Raw genomic sequence first — 3,583 nt, forward strand, 5'->3', positions numbered from 1 at the left:
CGGGAGCGGACCCGCCGACGAACCCGACCCGGCGGGACCCACCCCGCCCGGAGCCCCGCCGACCGGGGCGGCACCCGCGGCACCCGACGCGGTGGTCCCCGGCGAGCCGATCGAGGTCACCGAACTCGGGGTCGTCCCGGTCCCGCCGTTGAACTCCGGGGGCTCGGCGAACGCGGGCTGCTTCGAGGCGGCCCCGTGCAGCTCGCCGTCGTACTGCCCCATCACCCGGGCGGCCTCGTCGTGCGCCTGTTGGCTCTGGTGGTAGCGCTCGGTCGTCTTCTCGACGTTGTCCAGGAGGTCGAGCGGGTTCTCCGCCCACTTGCCGACCTCGGTCTTCCAGTCGAACGGGACCTCTTCGGGCATGTTGTTGCGGGCGGCGCCCGCGGACGCCGCCTGCTCGTTCATGGTCTGCGAGGCCAGTTCGGCGTTGCGCGAGTTGCCGTCCGCCCAGGTGCCCAGGCTCGCGAAATAGCCGTGCGCACTGTCGGCGGCCGCGCCCTGCCACTCGTGCCGCGACTGTGCGACGGCCTCGCTCAGCTCCTGGGCGAACTCGGCGAACGCCAGGTTCAGCTCGTGGTACGCGGTGGAGATCTCGCCGACCTCGTCCGGATTGAGCTCCTCGCGGACGTACCGGGCCAGCTCGGCGTGCGGGATGCCCGGGTAGTTCGCGTCCGACGGCGGGAGCCCACCCACGTACTCCGTCTCCCCGGAGGACGCCAGCTCCCGCATGCGCTCGGCGTTCATCTCCTGGCCACGCTGGGCACCCTGGACCCGCTTGCCGATACGCTCGATCCAACTGAAGAGTTCACCTTCGTCGACGCCCGACGCGCTGAGCGCGGCGAAATAGTCGTCCCGCTGCGCGGGTGGCAGGGACAGGACCTGCTCGTCGGACATCCGCGGTGGTGTGCCACCGGCCGCGAGGTACTCGGCCCGCTCCGTGGCTGTCTGGTTGACGAACTCCTCCCCGGTGACCCGGGGCGGTGACGTGGACTCACTCATCGGAACCTCACCTCGCGTCCCGGATCCGGTACCAGCGGCACCTGACTCACCCCCGTGTCGTCCGCCTGCCGTGCTGCGCTGAGTGTACCGAGCCGCGGCCCGGCGTCACCGGCTTTCAGGGAGACCGCGGTGCCGGCTCACTCCGTCGGACGCCAGACGGCGCCCTCGACGAGGTCGTTGAAGCCGAGCCAGGTGAGGTTCATCAGCCACGAGGCGAGCACACCCACGGGTACGTCGGGGTGGTCCAGCCACCAGTCGGCGAGGGACTCGGCGGCGCCGACCAGGGCGGCGGCCATCCCCTCGCCGGAGAACTCGACCTGCTCGCCCAGCCCCTTGCGGACCCCGGCGGACACCACGAGTGTGCTCACCAGCTCCACCGCGGTGCTGCGCAGCGTGGTGATCTCGGCGGCGAACGGCTGGCCGGCGGTGAGCGCGTGCCGGTGCAGCACGATCCAGGATTCGCGGTGGTCGGCGACGAAGCCGTAGAACGCGCGCAGACCGTGCCAGAGCTGCATGTCCGGGGGGACGTCCGGCCGGATGCCGTCGCGCACGGCGTCGAGCAGGCGGTTCGACTCGCGCCGCACGCAGTGCGCGAACAGGTCCTCCTTCGCCCCGAGATAGCTGTAGATCATCGGCTTGGACACGCCCGCCACGTCCGAGACCTCGTCCATCGCCGCCGCGTGGTAGCCGTGTCGGGAGAACACGGTCACCGCGGCGTCGAGAATCTGCTTCTCCCGGACCTCCCGGGGGAGTCGTTTAGCCCGTTCGGGCGAGCGCTGCACGTCCTGCGCCACCAGCAACCTCCTGTGTCCCCCGCACGCTACCTGACCAGGAGATTCGGTGTCGGCACGCCCGGTGCCCCGTTCGGGGTGCGCCCCGGATGGGAAACGGCCGTCTCACGGTGCGGGCCCCGTGGGCGCGGTCGCGTTACTCGGAGTCGATGACCGGACGTCCGTTCGGCCGGGGGCCGCCCTCGCCGTCGTCCCGGCGGCGGTCGTCGGAGACGACCTCGCTGTCCACCACGATCGTCCGGGTCCGCATTCCCGGACCGAACGGTGTGCCGGGGGTGCTGCGGATCGGTCCCCGGCGCCGCAACCGCCGCATCCACACACGCCGGAACAGCGCCCGGCTCGGCAGCAGCAACAGCAGGCCGGCGACGTCGCTGACGAATCCGGGGAGAAAGATCAGCAGTCCGCCCAGGCCCACGAGCATCCCGTCGGTGATCTCGTTGTGCGGGGAACGGCCGGAACGCGCGGTCGCCATCACCGCGCGGGCGGCCTTGCCGCCTTCCCGGCGGGCCAGCCACGACCCGACGAGCGCGCCCGCGAGCAGCAGCCCGAGCGTGCCGAGCACCCCGATCTGCGAGGCGACCGCCCACACGGCGGCCACCTCGGCGATCACGTACAGCAGGAACAGGACGGCCATACCCGGAACAACGCACGAACCCGCCCGTTTGATCCCGCAAGCCGTCCTCCCTCACCCGCGAGTCGCCACCCCATGCCCGCGAGTCGCCACCCCAAGACCGCGAATCGACGCCGCATGTCCATGAGTTGACGCCGTGTGTCCACGAACTGGCGCCCTGTGTCGCGAACTGGCGCCCGATGAGGACGTGTCGCCGGGCGGGGCATGCCCCGGGTCGGACTCCCGTGACCATCGCGCGGCCCGCGAAACGTCGACTCACGGGCATGGAGCGTCAACTCGCGGCACCGAGTGGCAACTCGCGGGCATGGAGTGGCGACTCGCGGGCATGGAATGGCGACTCGCGGGTGCCGGGTGGCGACTCGCGGGTGGGAGGGGGTGGGCCCCTCCCACCCGCGGGGGTCAGTAGGTGATCGCCTTGGCCGGGTCCGCGAGGAGGGCGCCGACGTCGGCCAGGAAGCGCGAGCCCTGTTGGCCGTCGACGACGCGGTGGTCGAAGCTCAGCGACAGCTGCATCACCTTGCGGACGGCGAGCTCACCGTCCACCACCCAGGGCGTGTCCCGGATCGCCCCGAGCGCGAGGATCGCCGACTCGCCCGGGTTGATGATCGGCGTGCCGGTGTCGACGCCGAACACGCCGACGTTGGTGATGGTGAACGTGCCGTCGAGCATCGCCTCCGGCGGGGTCTTCCCGTCCCGCGCGGTGGTGGTCAGCTCGTCCAGCGCGCCGGCCAGTTCGGCCAGCGACAGGGCGTCGGCGTCGCGGACCTTGGGCACCACCAGGCCGCGCGGCGTGGCCGCCGCGATGCCCAGGTGCACGTAGTCCTTGTAGACGATCTCGCCCGCACGCTCGTCCCAGACCGCGTTCACGTCCGGGGTGCGCCGTTTCGCCAGGCACACCGCGCGGGCCGCGAACGCCAGCGGGGTGAGCTTCACCCCGCGGAAGTCGGGATCGCCCTTCAGCCGCTCCCGCAGCTCCATCATCGGCGTCACGTCGACGGTCAGGAACTCCGTGACGTGCGGGGCGGTGAACGCGCTCTGCACCATCGCCTGCGCGGTCGCCTTGCGCACCCCCCGGATCGGGACCCGGGTCTCGCGGTCGGCGCGGTCGCCACCGGCACCGCCACCCGCACCGGCACCCGGCAAGGTGGCCGCGGGCGCTGCG

Annotated in this window: 3 protein-coding genes and 1 pseudogene; all 4 read right to left on the reverse strand. The window is 72.0% G+C overall.

Features of this window, described 5'->3' with window-relative positions:
* A pseudogene (locus ACTIR_RS26210) lies at positions 1–999 on the reverse strand (hypothetical protein); the annotation flags it as partial.
* Between the two features lie 137 nt (positions 1,000–1,136).
* Positions 1,137–1,793, reverse strand: a complete 657-nt coding sequence (locus ACTIR_RS0103160; RefSeq protein ID WP_026453194.1) for a TetR/AcrR family transcriptional regulator — start codon at positions 1,791–1,793, stop codon at positions 1,137–1,139.
* Between the two features lie 133 nt (positions 1,794–1,926).
* Positions 1,927–2,424 (reverse strand): FxsA family protein, encoded by a 498-nt coding sequence (locus ACTIR_RS0103165; RefSeq protein WP_026453195.1) that lies wholly within the window; start codon positions 2,422–2,424, stop codon positions 1,927–1,929.
* A gap of 396 nt (positions 2,425–2,820) precedes the next feature.
* The coding region (locus ACTIR_RS21395) for a dihydrolipoamide acetyltransferase family protein (RefSeq protein ID WP_084789293.1) at positions 2,821–3,583 on the reverse strand (763 nt) is incomplete at its 5' end.

The sequence above is a fragment of the Saccharomonospora iraqiensis subsp. iraqiensis genome (assembly GCF_000430445.1).
GTDB lineage: Bacteria > Actinomycetota > Actinomycetes > Mycobacteriales > Pseudonocardiaceae > Saccharomonospora > Saccharomonospora iraqiensis.

Bases quoted from the DNA above. Each gene is read 5' to 3' on its own strand.
- ACTIR_RS0103165 (WP_026453195.1), bottom strand. From the start codon at position 2,424: ATGGCCGTCCTGTTCCTGCTGTACGTGATCGCCGAGGTGGCCGCCGTG.